Annotated in this window: 12 protein-coding genes; all 12 read left to right on the top strand. The window is 60.2% G+C overall.

Features of this window, described 5'->3' with window-relative positions:
- Window positions 1-34: 34 nt before the first annotated feature.
- The 12 genes from GTO89_RS17835 (at window position 35) to GTO89_RS08810 (ending at window position 20197) form a co-directional block, all read left to right on the top strand.
- A complete protein-coding gene (locus GTO89_RS17835) occupies window positions 35-1078 on the top strand; it encodes a YwmB family TATA-box binding protein (RefSeq protein ID WP_161261712.1) in 1044 nt (347 codons plus the stop codon).
- Window positions 1079-1312: 234 nt separating this feature from the next.
- The gene (gene murA, locus GTO89_RS08860; protein WP_161261711.1) at window positions 1313-2575 is read left to right on the top strand and encodes a UDP-N-acetylglucosamine 1-carboxyvinyltransferase; all 1263 of its coding nucleotides are present in this window, start codon (window positions 1313-1315) and stop codon (window positions 2573-2575) included.
- Window positions 2576-2720: 145 nt separating this feature from the next.
- Window positions 2721-3662 carry a stage II sporulation protein D gene (spoIID, locus tag GTO89_RS08855; protein WP_161261710.1) on the top strand — a complete coding sequence of 314 codons (942 nt, stop codon included), beginning with the start codon at window positions 2721-2723 and terminating at the stop codon, window positions 3660-3662.
- A gap of 85 nt (window positions 3663-3747) precedes the next feature.
- The gene (gene spoIIID, locus GTO89_RS08850; protein WP_161261709.1) at window positions 3748-3999 is read left to right on the top strand and encodes a sporulation transcriptional regulator SpoIIID; all 252 of its coding nucleotides are present in this window, start codon (window positions 3748-3750) and stop codon (window positions 3997-3999) included.
- 104 nt (window positions 4000-4103) lie between these two features.
- Window positions 4104-5132, top strand: coding sequence for a rod shape-determining protein (gene mreB / locus GTO89_RS08845; protein ID WP_161261708.1), 1029 nt, complete (start codon window positions 4104-4106; stop codon window positions 5130-5132).
- Window positions 5133-5231: 99 nt separating this feature from the next.
- Window positions 5232-6122, top strand: coding sequence for a UTP--glucose-1-phosphate uridylyltransferase GalU (gene galU, locus GTO89_RS08840; protein ID WP_161261707.1), 891 nt, complete (start codon window positions 5232-5234; stop codon window positions 6120-6122).
- A 262-nt stretch (window positions 6123-6384) separates the two neighbouring features.
- Window positions 6385-7200, top strand: coding sequence for a flagellar hook-basal body protein (locus GTO89_RS08835; RefSeq protein WP_204758196.1), 816 nt, complete (start codon window positions 6385-6387; stop codon window positions 7198-7200).
- A gap of 28 nt (window positions 7201-7228) precedes the next feature.
- Entirely contained in the window at window positions 7229-8005 is a 777-nt protein-coding gene (flgG, locus tag GTO89_RS08830; RefSeq protein ID WP_161261706.1) for a flagellar basal-body rod protein FlgG, read from the top strand.
- A 144-nt stretch (window positions 8006-8149) separates the two neighbouring features.
- Entirely contained in the window at window positions 8150-13747 is a 5598-nt protein-coding gene (locus GTO89_RS08825; protein WP_161261705.1) for an IPT/TIG domain-containing protein, read from the top strand.
- Window positions 13748-13791: 44 nt separating this feature from the next.
- Complete coding sequence (locus tag GTO89_RS08820; RefSeq protein WP_161261704.1) at window positions 13792-16389, top strand: S-layer homology domain-containing protein; 2598 nt, start codon at window positions 13792-13794, stop codon at window positions 16387-16389.
- 18 nt (window positions 16390-16407) lie between these two features.
- Entirely contained in the window at window positions 16408-18042 is a 1635-nt protein-coding gene (locus tag GTO89_RS08815; RefSeq protein WP_161261703.1) for an S-layer homology domain-containing protein, read from the top strand.
- Window positions 18043-18058: 16 nt separating this feature from the next.
- The gene (locus GTO89_RS08810) at window positions 18059-20197 is read left to right on the top strand and encodes an S-layer homology domain-containing protein (protein WP_161261702.1); all 2139 of its coding nucleotides are present in this window, start codon (window positions 18059-18061) and stop codon (window positions 20195-20197) included.
- The last annotated feature ends 111 nt before the right edge of the window (window positions 20198-20308 follow it).

The following is a 20308-nucleotide window of genomic DNA, read 5'->3' as shown; positions in this document are numbered from 1 at the left end:
TGGAAACAGACCTTTGCCTGTGAGGGTGTTTTTTGTGCTCAAGTTCTTTTTTTACCTGATCGTCCAGACGGGCCTGTTTTTGCTCCTCAGCTTTTTTCTGCTCTTCCGCAACGGCGGTGAAGGCGCCCAGTGGGTGATCCAACGGATGCCCACGGTCGAAGCGACCCTGACCCGCTGTGTGCAAGAGTACACGCCATCCCTTTTCGAGGTATGGACCACGCTGGCGCCGCCCTTTGGGAGTGGGTCGGGCAAAAATACCGTTCATGACCGGGCTGAAACGGTCGATTCTTCCTCTGGCGTGGGAACGGATCATGCTGTGCCCAGTGCCCAGGTGAACGGGGAGACGCCGGCAGACCCGGAGCATGGGGCGGGAGAAGCGGAAGAGCCGGCGGGCCAGCGGATAGAGCCGGCTGCCATCGAAAGCCTCGCTTTGGCCATGCAGGCGTCAGGCATCACACCGCGAGAGTGCGCTGTCAGTCTCTCCATGCCGATGGATCCGGCGATGTGGAAGGGAATGGCCGAAGGGGAGCGGCGCTCCGCCGCTGAGGCGCTGCTGCAACGGTATTATCGAGACATCGCCGGCCAAGGGGCCGGCGAAGCCCCTGTCATCCGCATGGACGGGCAACGGCTCTTCGGCCTGTTGCGCAGCGATGACGGAAAAGAGAGCCGGCTGGACTTGATGCTGCAGTTCGAGGCGGAACAGGGCCATCTGACTGCTGTCCTCCGGGAGCCCCTGGCCAACGTGCAGGGGAACGAACGGCTGAAACGCCTGTACAACCTGGCTGATGGGCGACAGCGCTGTGAGTTCAGCCTCACCCTGCAGGGAGCCCGCCCCGGTCTGCTCGGTGCAGAGCAACAGGAACAGGTGCTCAACCACTGTTTGGATCGCTTGCAGGCGCAGCGGCTGCGCAGCACCGCCAAAGAGGCCGTCGTCGTCAGCGCCTACTGGCCGCAATTACCGGGCGGCATCCGCATGGGCCAGGATCGGTTGAACCTGCAAGGGATGGCCCGCTATTACGGTGTCGACCGGAGCACTCACTTCGCCTTCGGGTATCCCATGTTGATCCAAGAGATGTAGCGGCATCCCTGGGCGGCTCGCTGACCTGGGGATATGGCCCATCCAAGAGATGCATGTGTAGTCGAAAAAGGTTCCGGAGAAAGTATTTTAAGCAGGAAAGCGATGCGACCTGTCGAATGTAAACGGGGTTGTCGAATCCCTTTCGACTTCCTACATACCCAGCGGTTTGTGGATTACCCAAAAAAAGGGGGGCGGCCGGTTCCCGGAGAACGGTGAAGACGGCGGACGGAATTGATGGAGACAAAAATTGTTGTGCGCGGGGGCAACCCCCTGATTGGACATATCCGAGTCAGCAACGCCAAGAATGCGGTGCTGCCGATCCTGATCGCATCCCTGTTGGCGGAAGGTGAATCGACGATCGCCGATGTTCCCCGCTTGGCCGATGTGGACACCACATGCGCCCTGTTGCAGCACATGGGCTGTGAAGTGGCGCGGCAAAACGGAAACATCGTCGTCCGCACCGGTTCCCTCTCCGGGGAAGAGGCGCCCTATGAGTTTGTGCGCATGATGCGGGCCTCCTTCCTTGTGCTCGGACCCTTGCTGGCGCGGCTCGGCCGGGCCGTCATCTCGCTGCCGGGCGGTTGCGCCATCGGTTCGCGACCGATCAACCTGCACCTAAAGGGCTTGGAGGCGATGGGCGCCAAGGTCCGCCTCGACCACGGTCATGTGGAGGCCTCCTGTCGCCAGTTGCAGGGCGCCCAGATTTATCTGGACTTTCCTTCCGTCGGCGCTACGGAGAATCTGATGATGGCCGCCTCCCTCGCCAAGGGGCAGACGGTGATTGAAAACGCGGCCGAGGAGCCTGAAATCGTGGACCTGGCCAACTACCTGAACCGGATGGGGGCGCGGATCAAAGGGGCCGGCACGCCGGTCATCAAGATCGAAGGCGTCGAGCGGCTGCAAGGCGGCGCCTACACGCCGATCCCCGACCGGATCGAGGCCGGCTCCTATATGGTGGCCGCCGCCGCCACCGGCGGCGATTTGACGGTGGACAACATCATCATCGATCATGTCAAGCCGGTCATCGCCAAGCTGAAGGAGATGGGCGCCACCGTGCAGGAGATGGAGACGAGCCTGCGCGTTTCCGTCGATCAGCCCTTGCGCGCCGTCGATATCAAAACCCTGCCCTATCCCGGTTTTCCGACGGACATGCAGGCCCAGATGATGGCCTTGCTGGCCGTCACGACCGGCACCGGCGTGGTGACGGAAACGGTGTTTGAGAACCGCTTCATGCATGTCGATGAACTGAAACGGATGGGCGCCCAGATCAAGGTGGAGAGCCGCACCGCTATCGTGCAGGGCATCCCCAAACTGTACGGAGCGCCGGTCAAAGCGACGGATCTGCGGGCCGGGGCGGCCTTGATCGTGGCCGCGCTTGCTGCCGACGATACGACAGAGATCGGCTGTGTTCATCACATCGACCGCGGCTACGACGACATTGTGGGCAAACTGCGGCAGGTGGGGGCCCGGCTCGAGCGCTCAAATGTCGATTGCTGAAGGCCCACGCGACCTGGGGTCACCGGTCTGGGATCACCAACTGGCTGCGAAGACATCATGCTTGAATTTTTGAATGGGCCGTCATGTTTCCTCCACCTGTGCGCATACACATAGATGCGCACAGGCAAGGAGGGAGGCGGGCTCGGTGCGGCGCTTGAGGCTTTGGCGGTGGAAGTTTTGGCTGGCAATGACCATGGTGGGCGCCCTGTCGGTCGTTTTGGCGATCCCCTGGCTGTCTGTCTATGGTCCCTATGTGCGTCTGCGTCTCTCACCGGCGACCGGACCGGAGGTGACCGTGCGCACCGAACAGGACCAGGTGCTTTCCATGCCGATGGAGGAGTACCTGGTTGGGGTGCTGGCCGGGGAGATGCAGCCCCAGGACCCGCCGGAAGCCTTGAAGGCCATGGCCGTCGCCGCCCGGAGCTTCGCCTGGCTGCGCGTCGAGCGGGGGGAGACCCTCTGCGCGACCGTCCATTGCCAGGTATGGCTGTCGCCGGAGCAGCGGCTGCAGCGCTGGGGCGCCGTAAAGACGCCGCAGTTTACGGAGCAGCTGTTGAGCGTGGTTACGGCGACGCGCGGCCAGATGGCGCTCTACGGGAATAAGGTGATCGACGCCACCTATCACGCCTCCTGCGGGGGGCGGACCGAGTCGGCCGCCGCTGTTTGGGGCCGCGAAATCCCCTACCTGCAGAGCGTGTCCTGCCCGGAAAAGCCGGATCTCCGGGAGGCGCGGTTTACACTGGGCGAGTTGGACGCCCGGTTGGGGACGACGCTGGCGGCGATGGCCGCCAAGTCGCGTCGCAACGCCGTGGAGGTTGTCGACCGGACCGAGACGGGGCGAGTGAAACATGTCCGTGTCGCCGGTGAGGAGATGGAGGGAACCCGGTTTCGCTCCGCTCTGGGGTTGGCCTCAACGGATCTTCGACTGAACTGGGACGGCGGCGGCCTGCGCGTCGAGACGCGCGGCCATGGTCACGCCGTGGGTCTTTGCCAGGCGGGCGCGGTGTCGATGGCGGAGAAGGGCGAACCGTACGATGCGATCCTCCGCCATTACTATCCCGGAACGAGATTGGAGACCCTGTATTGAGACAACGACTGGCAGCGCCTGGTCGTTCTTTTTTTTGCCCTCTCTCATATAATCTATTGACTTTCGGGGAGAGGGAGGGCCGGGCATGCAGGAATATATTCGCAAACGAGTGTTGGAGGTATCCCAGTACATCTTGGATACGTCCGCCACAGTCCGACAAACGGCCGCAGTATTTGGCGTCAGCAAGAGCACCATCCACAAAGACGTGACCGAGCGCCTTCCCTCTGTCAATGCCGACTTGGCTGAAGAGGTCAAAAGCATCCTGGACCACAACAAATCGGAGCGGCATATCCGCGGCGGTGAAGCGACCCGGCGAAAGTACCAGGAAGCGCTGTAGCCCGGAAATTTCGTGCCCTTTTCCCCTTGGCTGCAATGATTCGACAGGGTATACTTTATATGACATAGGAACGAATCAGGAAAAGCAGGCTAGGAGGACAGGGCGTGTTTGGTTTGAATGTGGACATCGGAATCGATCTGGGAACAGCCAGCGTGCTGGTTTTTGTTAAAGGTAAAGGTATCGTGTTAATGGAGCCCTCCGTCGTCGCCATCAACAAAGACACCGGCTCGATCATCGCCGTCGGTGAAGAGGCGCGGCGCATGCTCGGAAGAACGCCGGGCAATATCGTGGCCATCCGGCCGCTGCGGGACGGCGTCATCGCCGACTATGATGTGACTGAGCGGATGCTCCGCTACTTTATCACAAAAGCCTGCGGAAAATCCTTCTTCTTTAAGCCGCGGGTCATGGTCTGCATACCCTCCGGCGTCACGGGCGTTGAAGAGCGCGCCGTGCGCCAAGCGGCGCTGCAAGCAGGGGCGCGGCAGGCCTATCTGATCGAAGAACCCCTGGCGGCCGCTCTCGGCGCCGGGTTGGAAATCTCCGAAGCCTCCGGCTCGATGGTCGTCGACATCGGCGGCGGCACGACAGACATCGCCGTCCTCTCCCTCGGCGGCATCGTCTGTTCCAAGTCGCTCCGCGTCGGCGGGGACAAGTTTGACGAGTCCATCGTCCGGTACATCCGCAAGGAGCACTCCTTGATGATCGGCGAGCGTACGGCGGAAGAATTGAAGATCCGCATCGGCACGGCGTACCCGTCCGGGCGCAAAGGCGAGGAGTTCGCCGAGATCCGCGGGCGCGATCTGGTCACCGGCTTGCCCAAGACGATTCGCGTCTCGGCGATGGAGACCTTCCGGGCCATGCAGGAGAACATTGAGGCCGTTGTCAGCGGCGTCAAGGAAGTGCTGGAACGAACGCCACCGGAACTGGCTGCCGACATCATGAACAAAGGCATCGTCATGACCGGCGGTGGTTCGCTGCTCAGCGGTCTGGACACGCTGATCGCCAAAGAGACGAAGCTCCCCGTCCACGTGGCGGAAGAGGCCATCTCCTGTGTGGCCCTCGGAACGGGGCTGGCGCTGGGGATGCTGAATTACCTGCAGAAAAATACAATCCTGTCGAAAAAAGTGATGTAAAGCAAAAAGAACTGACATATACTGAGAGAAAGCCGCGATACCGAAAGGACTATCCAAAACGGATCTGTACCATTAACGCAGGAAAGTGGGAACGACGACGTGCACAAGAAGGTTCGCAAAGCGATCATCCCGGCCGCAGGGTTGGGCACTCGCTTTCTGCCGGCTACCAAAGCCCAGCCCAAAGAGATGCTGCCCATCATCGACAAACCGACGATCCAGTTCATCATCGAAGAAGCGATTGCCGCCGGGATTGAGGATATCCTGATCGTGACCGGTCGCAACAAACGGGCGATTGAGGATCATTTCGACCGTTCGGTGGAGCTCGAGGTCTTTCTGGAAGAGCGGGAAAAATGGGAGCTACTGGATACGGTAAAACAGATTGGCAGTCTGGCCGACATTCACTATGTGCGCCAGAAGGAACCACTCGGGCTCGGCCATGCCATCTACTGCGCCCGTTCTTTCATCGGTCACGAACCCTTCGCCGTGCTGTTGGGCGATGACGTGATCCATTCCAACAAGCCCTGTATCGGCCAACTGATCGACGCCTACCACCAGGTGCGGGGCACCGTCGTCGGGGTGCAGCCCATCCCCCGGGAGCACAGTCGCCGGTATGGGATGGTTTCGCTGGCCGCCGAGGCGGGGCCGAATCTGTGGAAGCTGGACGCCATCGTGGAAAAACCGGAGCCAGAGAAGACCCCATCGGATCTGGCGGTCATGGGACGGTATGTGATCGAACCGGAGGTCTTCTGCATCCTCGAAAATCAGGCGCCTGGAAAGGGCGGCGAGATCCAGTTGACCGACGCCTTGCACGCGCTCCACAGCGATTGCGGCAAGGGGCTCTATGCCTATGTCTTTGAAGGGAACCGCTACGACGTGGGCGACCGGATCGGGTACTTGAAGGCGACGGTGGACTACGCTTTGCAACGAGACGATCTCGCGGAAGAGTTTCGAGCCTATCTCCAGGAAGTCTTGCAGCGTCGGGGACAATAACCCCGGCGCTTTTGCCTGATCTTTGGTGAACACCTTTTGTCTACATATAAAAAGATAAAGAACAGTTGAAAAGAACAGTCGTTTAAAAAGGAATCTTGGTAATCCAAAAAATGCCGCTAAAGTCGCCAGCGAGCCCCTTCGATAATGAAAGAGACGGTTTAGAAGCTTCTAGTCTCTATTCATCGTTCACGATTCCACTGAGATAGATTCGGAATCCCGAAAAAACGATCCAACGGATCGAACGTCAAGTCGCAAAGGAGAGGTGAAGGGCGCTTTGATTCGCGGTCTTTACACATCGGCTGCCGGAATGCTGGTCCAACAGACGAATCAGGATGTAATCGCCAACAACCTCGCCAACGTGAACACGGTGTCTTTCAAAAAAGACCGTGCCGTCTTCCGGGAGTTTCCAGAGATGCTCATCCGTCGCATGCATGACCTCAGCCCTGGGGAACCCGGCCAGGCGGAGAAAAACCCCGTCATCGGCCGGCTGGGCACCGGCGCTGTCGTCGACGCGATCTGGACAGACACGAGCAACCCGGGTGTCCGGGTGACCCAAAATCCGACAGACCTCGCCATCCTGGGCCGGGGCTTTTTTGTGGTCAACACACCGGAAGGGGAGCGCTACACCCGCGACGGCCAGTTCTCGCTGCGAGCCGATGGCGCCCTGGTCACTGCCGAAGGGTATGCCGTGCAGGGAACGGCGGGCGATATCACCGTTCCATCCGGCGGCGCCATCCGGATTGACAGCGAGGGGCGCGTATTCAGCGGCGATAACGAAGTCGCCCAACTGCGCGTCGTCGGCTATGACGAACTGGCGCCGGGGCAAGAGCCGCCGCTGCTCAAAGCGGGGGACAGCCTCTATCGACTGAATCAACAGGGCGCCGGCGGCGGGCTGCGCGATCTGGCTGCCGGGGAGCGGGAAATCAAGCCGGGCGCCCTGGAATTGGCCAACGTCAACGTCGTTCAGGAAATGGTGCAGATGATCACCGCCTCCCGGGCTTATGAAGCCAACCAAAAAGCGATTCAATCCCAGGACAGCACGCTGGAAAAAGCCTGCGGAGAGTTGGGAAAGGCCTAGGATAGATTTTTACAAGGGGTGAACCGGTATGATGCGAGCGCTGTACTCGTCGGCGACAGGCATGATCGCCCAGCAGTTGAATATGGACACGATCTCCAACAACCTGGCCAACGTGAACACGAACGGTTACAAAAAAAGCCGGGCCGAGTTCCAGGACCTGCTCTACAGCACGCTCCGGACCGCCACCGCCCAGGTTCCCACAGGGATGCAGGTGGGCGCCGGTGTGCGGCCCAGTTCGATCACCACGATCACCACAGGCGGCAACATGACCCAGACGGACAGCCCCTATGACTTGGCGATCGCCGGGGAGGGCTACTTCCGGCTCACCAACCCCAACAACGACGCCGTGCCCTTCTACACCCGCGACGGGAGCTTCAAGCGGGACAGTGAGGGGTACTTGGTCAATGCCGACGGATTCCGTCTCGATGGCTTTGATCCCTTGCCAGAGGGTTCTACGGAGCTGGACATCAACGCCGAAGGGATGATCTCCTATAAGGATGCCAACGGCGAGCGGGTCGATACAGGCCAGCGCATCCAACTGTACACCTTCCCCAACCCGGCCGGCCTGAACCGGGAAGGCCGCAACCTGCTGACCCAATCGGCGGCTTCCGGCGAGGCTGTCGGCGGTGACGCCGGCGCTGACGGGCGGGGATCGATCAACCAACGCTACCTGGAGTCGTCGAACGTGCAGGTCGTCGATGAGATGGTGTCCATGATCACCGCCCAGCGCGCCTATGAGGTGAACACCAAGGCGATTCAGACGGCCGATGAGATGCTGGGACAAGCGAATGGATTGAAGCGCTAAGTAGAAGCTAGATAGCATTCCGTACCCACTGTATCTTCTAGCGAAGCTGCCGTGGGTATCTTGTTTGCACAGCCAAACACCCTCTAGACCGAACATGCTAGAGGGTGTTTGCCTATCGGCTTAGAAGAGGGGGATGTCGCCTTGTTGACACAAACAAGACGCAAAAAACGAATCGGCGCCACATTGACGCTCCTGCTGTTTCTCATGCAGATCTTCTCTGCGCCGGGGCTGTTCCTGCCGAAGGCGGAAGCAGCGACGTTCGCCATTCAAAGCATCGACTACAGCTATGGCGACGGGTTGACCCGGCAAATGATCATCCGGGCGAATCAGTCTCTGGAAGGCGCCACTGTAGACATCGGCGGCGGTCAGTTCACATTTCCGAAGATCACCGGCACGAGCAGCACCGTAACACTCGATCTGCCTTCCGGATTAACATCAGGGCAAAAGTATGACTTGACGGTCACAAAAGGGACGGGAGACTTTGTCACCGTCAAAAATGCCATCGATATGGATACGCCCTTCAGTATCACCAATATGATCGGCTCATACAACATCGATGTCAGCAATCCCGACACGCGTCAAATCGTCGGCAGCAACTTTAAAACTGATCCGGATACAACGTATATCATCAATGCCGGCGACTCGCCGCCGAAGACGGCCACTGTTATCGACTCAACGAAAATCGAATTCCCCGTTCCGGTTACAACCAAATTCGGCAGTTATAGCGCCTATCTTCGCGAAGAAAACAAGATCGCCAAAGGGACGAGCGAGTTAACCGGTCAAGCCACATCCGTCGAGATCAACCGGTATTATCAAAAGGTCTTCGGTCCCTTGAACTTCTGGCCGGGGGGCACGCCCAACCTGCCGACCATCCATTCGGTGGAAAACCTGTTTCCCTACGCGCCGACCGATGGATCGGCGCCGCAGAAACAGTGGGGCTCGGCCGATCCGGACGATCTTTTCGACCAGACGGGCCAGAAAGGGTATCTGATCAAGATCACCGGTCTCAACTTCAAGACGGCCAGCGGCACTCAGGACATGGAGGCCTACATCAACGGGACCAAGTATCCCATCGAAAAGTATGAGTCCACAGGAACGCAACAATCCATCCAAGTCCGGTTGACGGGATTGAACCTGGTCAACCAGACCGGCTTTACAGCCGTCTCGATCGGGGTGCGAAACACCGATGGCTTCCTTTCCGTCGAGCCGCAAGCCTTCTGGCTGGTAAAGAACCCCTACCAACTGCGGATCGAGGGAACAGACAGCCAGGCCTACATCGATGGGCGCGGCACCGACGGAAACCCGAAGGAGATCGTCATCTATGATGACGGCTATAAATTCGACCAAGATCAATTTGACGGCGCCTCCCGAACGGTCTCCGGTCTTCCCAGCTACCCGCAGGTGCGTTTCGGCCCATCAAACACGTCGAACAGTTCCAGCACGGTTACCCTTGAAGGAAAAAACAAACTGAGAGTCAAAGTGCCGCCTGGACCGGCCGGTTCATGGGAACTGAAGGTCATCACCCGCTACGGCACGAGTACATACAAATACTTCACCTACCTGCCCTACCAGAGCGTGCCCACCCTTTCCGGTTTTGTCGACGACCCCGACAGCACGGCTACACCGGCGAAGCTAGCCCAGACAAAACGGGACACGCCCTTCAAGACCTACCTGCGAGGGACCGACTTTTACAGCAGCGCCAACGGCACACCGCCACAGGTGTTCGTGGGCGACCAGGCGCTGCCGGCGGGCAGTGTCAAGTACATCAACCCCAAGACCCTGGAGGTCACCTTCCCAACGTGGACAGAACCGGGCACCTATCGAATCAAGGTGCATAACGCCGACGGCGGCGAAACGAAGGAACAGGATGTCCAGTTCACCTACCTGAGCCTCCCGAAAATCAGCAAACCGGAACCGTCGAAAATCGGCTCCAAGGGCGGCAACATCGTCCGGCTCTATGGCCAGGACTTCATGAAAGGGATCCATATCCTGATCAACGACAAGGCCGGCATCAACAACTACGCCGTCCCCGATACCGTTGTGGACAACGTGTACAGCATCCAGTGGAACTCCCCGACGGAACTGTTTTTCCACCTGCCCGACAGTCTCCCGGCGGGAACATTGACCCCGACCGATGACGGCTTTATCACCATCACCAACCCTGACGGCGAAAGCTACACCTACAAGGACGGATTCTTCATCCGCGATCCCCAGCGCTCCCCCCAGATCGATTCCGTCGTCCCGTCGAAATCGCCGAGGGGCGGCAACATTGAAGTGATCATCACCGGCAAAGACTTTGACGAAGACGCCGTCGTCTACTTTGCCAACACACCTGTTTCCGGGCCAGGCAAGGTCACCCGGGTCAGTGACAAGGAACTGCATGTCATCGTCCCGGCCGTCAAAGAGATCTACCCTTTCCTCGACGACAACACCAACATCGGCATCCCCATCCCCATCCGGGTGATGAACATCTGGGACGCCAGCGCTTCCCCGCCCTATATGGGCTTCCAGTACAAAAACACATCGAGCACCCCCAAAGCAGATACCCTCCAGCCCTCCGTCGGCAGTGTGACCGGCGGCACCTACGTGGTCATTCTGGGAAGCGGCTTTATTCCCGGCACCGGCAACGACGGACGCGCCGGCAGCGACGGCAACACGGTCGATAACACGGTCGTTTACTTCGGATCGCAAGAAGTGAAAGCCCACCGCGTGTCGGCCAACCTCATTGAAGTGTTCACCCCGCCAGCCCCCTATGGGCAACCAGGCACCGTCGATGTCCGCGTCATGAACCCCGACGGCGCGACGACCCTTCTAAAAAGCGCCTATACCTATAAGATGGTTGACAGCTATCCCCGGATCGACAGCGTCACCCCCCGGTACGGCCCGACGACGGGCGGCACAGAGATCACCGTCAAAGTGAGCGACTACCGCGATGGCGGCAAGATCTTCATCGGCGGAAAAGAGGCGACCCTGATCCAGGTATTGCCCACGTCCGATGATCCCGATCCCAGCAACGGCGCTGCTTACAAGAACGTCTATGTGCGCACGCCGGCCCACACGGCGGGATGGAAACGGGTGGTCGTCTCCAACCCGGACGGCGGCTCCGGGTTTACCGAGGCAGACGGGTACCTTTATGTTGCGCCGGGAAGCACACCGACGATCACCTCGGTGACCCCGAACAGCGGCGCCACGACGGGCGGCATCACCGTTGTCATCAAAGGTACCGACTTCCGCGACACGATCCGCAACGACACGTCAGCGCCAATCACCTTCCAGACCATTGAAGGCGCCAAGACATTGACCCCCGGTTCGACGATCACCGTTCTCCCGCAAGTGACCTTCGGCGGCGTCCCGGCGACCTCGGTGAAAAAGCTGAACGAACAAACGATTGAGGCCGTCGTCCCCGTCAACAGCACCGGGACCAAAGACGTCACCCTCACCAACTGGGACTTCGGCACGGCCACATTGAAAAACGGCTTTACCTACGTGGGGACGAACCCCGGCATCAACTCGATCTCGCCCTGCGGCGCCGACGTGGACGATCCCACACGACCGGTCGTCTACATCGACGCCACCGACCTTGTTTACGACGGAACCGGATTCATCGTCCGCTTCGGCGAGAGCAACCGCCCCGCCGGCACTGGTCCCTATGACGTGACCAAAACGCGCATCGGGGAAGACGCCAACGGCAACGCCGTCGCCGGCACAGGCATCCAAGTGGTCACCTATGACTCGACGACCCGTCGCGGTGTGTACCGCGTCACCGTTCCGCTGTTAAGCAAACTCTTCAACTATTATGACGCCAATGACCCGAACAACCGGATTCAAATCCATATCTTCAACCCGGACGGTCAAGAAAAAGTCTGGAGCGGAAAATTCCGCATGTTCAACGACGAACAGGGACCGGTCATCAACTCGATCGAACCGGCCAGCGGCTCCGCCATCGGCGGCACACCGGTGCGCATCAAGATGACGAACCTGCTCATCGATTGGAACAAAAAAGAACAGTGGCCCTACTTCGTCTTCGGCGGCATCCGGGTGATGCCCAACAACGCCAACACAGCCATCAACTACCCAGCCGATCCGAACAAAGACCTGAGCAACGAACCGGTGCGCCTGATCACGCCGGGAAACAGTTCGACGGACCAATGGGAGTGGGAGGTCGTCCTGCCCGCCTATCCCTGGCCGACCGATGCGGCCTGGCGGGACAAGAATGAATTCCCCGTGCAAGTGATGGCCGTCAACCGCCTCGACTGCACCAGCGGCGTCGCCGCCGAGCCCTTTATCTACACCAAACCCAAGGGCGGCCTGGACCTGGTGGGCATCACGCCGGACCGCGCCCCCACCGACGGCAACCTGCCGGCGGTGATCACCGCCGCAATCAATGCCAACTCCAAAGGCTTCGTCCAAGAAGGCGGAACGCCGCGGGTGCTCTTCGGCACGGTGGAAGCGACCGTCACCAACGTCACCCCGAAAGAGCTCTCCATCCTGATCCCGCCCCATGAGGTGGGCAAGGTGGACATCACGGTCATCAACCCCGATGGTTCGGAAGGGCATCTGTACCAAAAGTTCACCTACACCACGATGCCGCTGATTGAATCGATCAAGCCCAACGCCGGTCCTGTCTCAGGCGGCACCGAGGTGGTTATCAACGGAAGGGGCTTTGTCACCGGCGCAAAAGTGACCTTCGGCACGGCGGCCGCGACGGTCCTCTCCGCCGAAGACAGCGTCATCCGCGTCAAGACGCCGCCCGGCCCGGCCATCTCGGGCGATACCACCAAAGCTGTCGTCGATGTCACCGTCACCAACCCCGATGGCAATTCCCACACCTTGACGAACGGATTCACCTACTACAAAGATGAAGGCCTGCCGGAAGAAGCGCCAGTCATCATCGCCAAAGCCGTCAGCAAAGACACCATCCGCGTCTCCTGGCCGGCCGTCAACATGGCCAAGGCCTATGAAGTGGAAGTGTCCGAAGGGGAGCGGGGGAACTACCGCCTCTATGAAAATATCTCGACCGATCACAAGCAAGGCGATCAGCTGTACTCCCTCGTAAAAGGGCTGATCCCGAAGACCAAGTACTGGTTCCGTGTGCGCGCCATTTCATCGCTCGGCGCCGGGCCCTACTCGGAAGAGGTCTCGGCCACCACGACCGATGAAGGCGGCTTTGACGGTTTTGGACAGTCCGATAGCGAGATCGTGACCACCCCCCAAGGGGCCAAACTGATCCTGCGCAAGAAGGTTGAAAAGTACTATGACCTGCGGAGCGGCGCCATGGGGGCTGCCAAGACAAAAGCCGTCTCCTTTACGCCTGACGCGCAAGGCTACGCCAATCCGGTGCTCCTTGACAGCGGCGAATGGAAAGTGCTGATCCCGCCCTTGGCGATCCGGTACAACGCCGGCAACATGACCGACAGCCAGGGCACCGTCCAGGTGGGACCGGCGCCGGCCGAGCAGGCGGAACGGGCCTTGCTGAGCAACCGTTTCCGCAGACCCATCTCCAAAGTCTATGAAATCCAACTGATCTATGAAAAAGACAAGGACGCCTTCGCGCCGGCTTATTTCAACCAGGCCCTCTCATTGACACTCAACTACCAGGCGCCGCCGGCCGGGAAAATGCCCAGCCTCTACTACTATGACGGCATGAGCCGCACATGGACCCGGGTGGAAGCTTTCGTCGATCCGGTTGCGGTGTCGGCCGCCGTAAACCGCGCCGGTTACTACGCCGTCTTCGCCGACTAACCCAAGCGCACCACGGCGCGATAAAAAAGAGGTGCAATTCATTCATGAGGAAAGAAACACGTAAAATTCACGCCCTGTGCGTAAGCGCGGCCTTGCTGCTGACGCCGCTGCCGACAACGCTGCTCATGGCAGCACCGGCGGCGGCGGCCCAGGCGGTGCTGCCCAACCAGATCGCCGGCGTTCCCTACGCCCAGAACCTGATCCAAAACGGGACCTTCACCGATACGGCCGGTCATTGGGCCGAGGAGCCCCTCTTCATGGCCGGTCTTCACGGACTTCTCGTCGCCGACAGCCAGGGCAAGGCCAACCCCGACGCGCCGCTTTCCAAACGGGACGCCTTGCTGGGCATCGCCCAGTTGACCGGCTGGATGCCGGACCTGCAGACGCCGGGGAAACGCCCCTTGACCGGCGACACCTGGTCGGTATGGGGACGGCGGATCATTGACGTCGCCCAGGCGAAAGGGCTCTTCGGCAATCCGGCGAGGCCGCTGACGGGGACCTGGGATGACCCGGTCACACGGGAAGAACTGACCCTGTGGGTGGCAAAAGCCCTGCAACTCTCTCCCATCAAAGAGGGCCCCGTCAACACCTACGCCTATGCCGACTGGAACCTTTTGAACGCCGACTCCGTCCCATACATAGAGTCGGCCTTGCGGGAAGGGTTGATCAACGGCCGCATGCAAAAGGGCCAGATGGTGTTCCTGCCGAAACAGCCGGTCACCCGGGCCGAAGGCGCCTTCGTCCTGGTCAACGGGTTGAAGAAAGCCTTGCCGGCGCAGAATCGCGCCATCCTTCCCGTCAGTGTCAATGATATCGATGACACCGATCCGGCGCCGGGCGGCGCCAGCGCCCGCCGGATCCACCTCGTGGGCCCGGGAGGGGAGAAGGTGGCCCTGGAGATCAACGGGGCCACGACTGACAACCCCTGGGGAGAAGGCATCGCCGTCTGGAAGGATGGCGCCAAAGACGGATACGCGCTGGCGCCTGGCGATCAGGGCGAACTGTACACATTGCCCGCCATCAATGGGCAGATCAGCGGCGCCTACCTGCTGAAAATCCTGCCCGGCAGCCGGAGCTTCGAAGGCAACCTGATGAACTATGAACCGCAGACCGGCCAGATCGTCATCCTCGATCCCTGGGGCCGGCTCCAGCAAGGGCAACTGAGCCCGGGGGCCCACATCTGGATCAGCGGTGAGGAACGGAAGATGGCCGACATCCCCGGCGGCGCCTACCTGCGTGTTGAGGCTGCCGGCGATCGGATCACCACGGTCACGGCTGACCTGCCGGTGGCCGACCCTGGCGCCATTCCCAACGAAAGCAAGATTCGCCAGGGCCGGCTGTCCTCCATCGAGGCCAACGGCGTGCGGATCACCGATGAGCAGGGACGAGAGGCCTACTATCCCTATGGCCCCGGCGTCATCGTCCGCCAAGGGCAGGAATTCGCCACCCTCGATGATCTCACCCTCGGCGATCCGGTCACCTTGCGCCTATCCGATTACCGGGGCAGCGATATCGCTGTCATCGAGATTCCTGTGCGCAACCGGAAAGTCGAGGCCGTCTACCAAGGGACGATCACGAACATCAATCCGATCACCAAGCTGGTGACCCTGCGCGAAGTGAGCAAGTTTGCCGGCGGAACCTGGGTGGCCGAGGCCGGCCAGGTTCAAAGCCGCATCGGCCAGACAGGCGCCGTCAGCATCAACGGACAGCCGATCTCCAAAGAATCCTTCCTGCGCTACGGCAAAGGACAGAAAGTCATCTTCAGCGCCAGCGACGGCTTTGACGGAAAGACGATCACCCGGCTGGCCGTCTTGAACGGAACGATGGAAACCTTCAACGACCGCGTGAGCAAACTCGACGTGCCGGGAGGCAGCCTGCGCCTCAATGTCGATGGCAACTACCTCTCTGTCGACAACTCGACGATCATCCTGCGCAATGGCCGTCTCGTCGATCCGAAGCAACTGCAAAACGGCGATCCCATCTTAGCCTTTGCCGACGCGACGCGCAGCGGCTATCGAGCCGCCTTGATCACTGTCGATAAAGATCAGATTCAGACCAACAACGTGGAGGACGGTCTGGTGCAGGGCTCCATCCGTTCCATGGACAAAGACGGGAAAATCGTGCTCCACCTCTACAGCCGTTACAAAGACAACAGTTGGAGCCGCTTCTCCGGAACCGATGGGGTCAACTCGATCAAACCGACCTACAACACCGTCGTCTATGACTTCCGCGGCGTCACACCGTCGCGACTCCCGATCAGCGACTTCCTGGATCAAGGGCCTTCCGGCCAGTTTGATGACACCTATCTGTACGCCTTCGTTCAAAACGGCAGTGTCTTGGCCATCGCCCTGCAAGCGGACGGGCCGAGCACCGAGCAGCCGCCTCAGGATCGGACGACCTTGGCGCGCATCAAGAGCATCAACAGCACTGACAAAACCGCCGTCCTGGAGCAGGTCCGCGACTGGTCTGACGCCAGCGGCCGTTGGCTGCCCAACAGCACAACCCCCACGGTCAGCTTGAGCAGCGCCGTCGTCATCGACAAGCGTGACCTGATCAATAACAGTAACCTCCGCGTCAACGACACATGCCTCTTTATCCGTGATTCCCAAAGCGGGGAAGCTCGCTTCATATTCAAACAATAAGGGAGGCGACTTCCGCCAATGGGCAAATTACTCCGCGGCATCGGAAGCGCAGTGCTCCTCCTGGGATTTACCGCCTCGATCCTGGTCAACCCATCGACGGCAAGAGCGGAGTCGAGCAACCTGACCGTCGAGGGCGGCGTATCCAACGAGTATGACTACTCGGAATACGTCTTCGTGACGGGCGAACCGGTCCTGATGAAGGGCACCTTCAAAGTCACCGTCAGCCCGGGAACGGGCGACACGACGACGACGAAGATCACCTACACCCTGGCCGACGATACGGGCAAAAACAAACTGAGCCGCTCCACCACATTTGTCGAGATGAGCGCTAACCGGGAGGACCAGAACCAGGTGGTGCGCACCTCTCAGGTGGATAAGTTCAGCGAAAACATCCAGATCGATGGCGTCAAGTACAAGCTGGAAGACTACCGGCTGAACAAATCGACGATCATGGACAAACACCCCGTCGTCGACTACTACAGCGGCAACTGGGAAGGCCGGAAGATCTACAGCGTCAACAAGACCGCCGGCCGCCTCACCGTGGACGTCTCGGCCAACACCGTTGGCTATGACCACAACTGGGGCCGTTCGGAGACACAGCGCACGACCCAGATCCTTCAATACACCCCCGGGAGCACCACCACCACGGCGGCGGCTTCCGGACCGGATCTGACGAAATCCTGGGATGGGCAAGTCGACTATACGATCAACCTGTCCACAGACCGGGAGATGTCCTACCAATCCAACGACCCCGTCAACATCAGCTTCAACGGCGGCTACCTCATCCACGAACAGGGGAGTTCCGCCGTCATCGCCAAGTATGACCTGCCCTACCAGTGGAACAACAGCAGCCGTGACCGTGGCGAGAAGGAGTGGTCCTGGCAGACGACCCCGAAGGTGCACCGGCTGTTTGTGCCCAATTACGAAGACATCCGCAACCACTGGGCCGAGGGGGACATCCAACGACTTGCCGGTGTAAAAGCCTGGGGGATGCAGCAGGGCTACTTCGGGCCCTCCCAACCGATCACACGGCTGGATTTCGCGAGAGCCTTTGTCCAGACCCTGGGCGTCATCTCACCGGAGGGTCCGCAAGGCATGATCGCCTATACGGCCGGCTATCCGAACCTGCCGCCGCCGGGCGAAAAAGTCACCGCCAAAAAACCGGCGACGAAAGCGAGCGCCAGCGGCTATAACGGCGCCACAGGGACGCCGCGCAACAAAACGAAGACAACGCCCCAACCGTCCCCCTTTGCCGACCTGGGGCCGACCGTCTCCGGCTATGACGAGGTGAAGCTGGCCGAGGAAAAAGGCATCCTGACGGGCGTCAGTTCCACCCGGTTCGACCCCTACGGCCTGTTGACGCGGGAACAGGCGGCGACGGCCATCGTCCGCGGCCTTGGCTTGGCGACGATGGCCCCCTCCGGCGCTTCGCCGCTGCCCTTTTACGATGACGCCGACATCAGCCCCTGGGCGAGAGATTCCATCTATGTGGCCCAAGAGCTGGGCATCATCAGCGGCGACGCCTACGGCTATTTCCGCCCCGGTGAGACGCTCACCCGCGCCGAAGCGGCGGCCATGCTCGTCCGCTCTGTTGACTTTCTCCAACACACGATGAAGCAGGACTATCGTGACCGCCTGTTAAACATGAATTGAGAAAGCAGGTGAATTCGTGGTCTACCGCAAACCCCTTTCCATCGCCGCCATCACCCTGTTCTGCTTTGTCCTGACGGCGCTGCTGCCGCCGTCGTTGCCATTGAAACAGGAGGGTCCCCTGGCCCGGATCGATACGCTGACCGTCGCTGAAGCAGCCTATGACGCGCCGCCGCAGCCGACCCTGTCGGTTTCCGGCAAAAACCTTGTCAAGGTGGCCTGGACCTATACGGCCACTGCGCCTGCAAACAGCAAGTTTAAGATCATCGACCTGCAAAACGATGCGAACGGCGTCGTTCTGGATACCATGACCTATTACACCACGCAGAAACAGTACTCGAAAAGCGTCACGCTGGAGGACGGTCTCCACAAAATCGCTGTTTATCTTGTTACCCCGACGGGTGAACTTACGGCGAACTCAAGCGCCCAGACCATTGATGTACAGGAATTGGCCGCGCCGAGCGATCTGACCGGCACGAAACAGGGAAGCCGGGAGATCCTCTGGTCCTGGACGGACAACTCCTACGGCGAGACCGGCTTCAAGATTTACGACGAGAACGATGACCTGATCGGCCGGGTGGACGCGAACAAGACTTCGTTCCGGGAATCGGGCCTGACGCCGGACACGCGGTATAACCGCTATGTAAAAGCCTATAAAGCGACATCCGGCACCGATCCGGCGCGGGAAAGCAACGCTTCGAACGAGGCGAGTGAACGGACCGATGAATACGACAGCAGCACCGGCAGTTCCGGCCGGTCTAAAGACCGCACCCATATCGCCGACGCCTTGGAAGGCGCGTTGGATTTCACTGTGTCTCCGTCGGACATCGTCCTCATCAACCCCGGGGACATCGACGGTAGCGATGAATCGGTGAAAACGGAAAAAAACCGCTTTGTCGCCTTTGCAGGAGGCGCCTTCAAAGGGTACTCTGACGGTAGCGTGCGGATCAGCACGCCTGATGTGGAACTGAAGATCCCGTCGAAATACCTGGACCGGTCCGAAGATTCCGGCGGTTCTGCCGTGGGACTACAGGAGTACGTGGACAACGCCGCGTCAGCGCCGCCCGGAAAGGTGCGGGTCGGCTCGGCCTACGAATTCTCCCTGATCAAATACTCAAACTACAGCGACAACGGCTATTCCGATGATGATTTCAATGATGATCCCGTCTACCTCTCCTTCTTTTACGATTACTGGCGGGTCAGCAATCCCGCTTCATTGAGGATTTACCGGCTGAACGGCAGCACCTGGTCAGAGGTGTCCAGTTCTGTCAACACAGCCGACCGGTCCGTGAACGCGCGGGTCGAAGAGTTCGGCCGTTTCGCCTTGTTCGAGACACCGACCGGCGCCAGCACGTTGTTTCCCGGCACAAGTCCAAACGTCGGACCGGGCAGTTACGGATACCCGGGATTCAACTCGGCCCAGCAGCAGACGCCCGCCGGTTACCCTCCAGGATTTGGACCCGGGTACGGGCCGGGTTACAGCGTGAACACACCGGGCTATAATCCAAGCCAGTACGGGGCCACCAGCGGCTATGGCACCTATCCTGGCGGTTACGGAGCCTACGGCGCTCAGGGTTATGGGAGCACAGGCGCGAATCTCTACGGCAGCGCGGCGCAAGCGCCCTTTATCGACCTAGTGGGCCATTGGGCGCGCCCGCAGGTGGAAGCCTTGGCCGGGCGCGGCCTGATCAACGGCACGGCGTCAAAGGTCTTCGATCCCGATAAGCCGATGACCCGGGCCGAGTTTCTCACCCTGCTGATGCGTGTCGTCGGCAAGAGCACGCCGATGGCGGGACCGGTGCCCTTCGATGATGTCCGGGCCGACGCCTGGTTTGCCGGCGCGCTCCGCCAGGCGATGCAACAGGGGATCGTCACGGACGGCGGCATTTTCTCGCCGGACAGCCCGATCACCCGTCAAGACATGGCCGCCTGGCTGGGTCGAGCGCTCAACGGAAGGATGCTGTTGAGCAGCGGGAAATCACCGGAGAACTTTTCCGATTGGTACGATACATCGGAGAACTTGCGAGACAGCGTCGCCCAGACGGTGCGCGCCGGTTTGATCAGCGGCCGTCCCGATGGCCGCTTTGATCCCTGGGGTTCGACGACGCGGGCCGAAGCCGCCACGGTGATCACCTCTTTCTTGAACCAAGCGCGATGAGAGGAGAGAGGGCGCGAATCGGAAGGGAAAGGGCGGCGCAGGTTGGCAACTGGAGACCAGTCGTGTTAAAATACGGCTAGATCGGGACTCTAGTGCCGGGAGAAGGGAAAT

The sequence above is a fragment of the Heliomicrobium gestii genome, assembly GCF_009877435.1.
Taxonomy (GTDB): Bacteria; Bacillota; Desulfitobacteriia; order Heliobacteriales; family Heliobacteriaceae; genus Heliomicrobium; species Heliomicrobium gestii.
This window is presented reverse-complemented; position numbering and strand designations above follow the sequence as displayed.